At 56.1% G+C, this 237-nt stretch carries 1 protein-coding gene; it reads left to right on the top strand.

The genetic code is table 11. From position 1 onward, the window contains the following. Positions 1-39 precede the first annotated feature (39 nt). Positions 40-237 (top strand): hypothetical protein (locus tag J5M58_RS27690; protein ID WP_207880740.1); only part of this gene is annotated, 198 nt, incomplete at its 3' end.

Here is a 237-nt window from a genome sequence, read left to right as displayed (position 1 = left end):
AGGCCCCATCCATGGGGCCTCAGCGCTTGACGGGCATCCATGCCCGTCACCTCCCTCCGCAAGCCCTTCGCTCGGCCTCCTGAAGTCGCAATCTGCGTCGGCTGGACTACCGCGCGCTTAGAAGCAAGATCAAAAACGAAAAGCGAAAAGCGAAAAGCGAAAAGCGAAAAGCGAAAAGCGAAAAGCGAAAAGCGAAAAGCGAAAAGCGAAAAGCGAAAAGCGCTCAGCGTCGCACCT

It is taken from the genome of Pseudomonas sp. 32_A (assembly GCF_017490905.1).
GTDB classification, from domain to species: Bacteria; Pseudomonadota; Gammaproteobacteria; order Pseudomonadales; family Pseudomonadaceae; genus Aquipseudomonas; species Aquipseudomonas inefficax.
The sequence above is the reverse complement of the archived record's forward strand: the minus strand, read 5'-3'. Positions and strand labels throughout refer to the sequence as shown.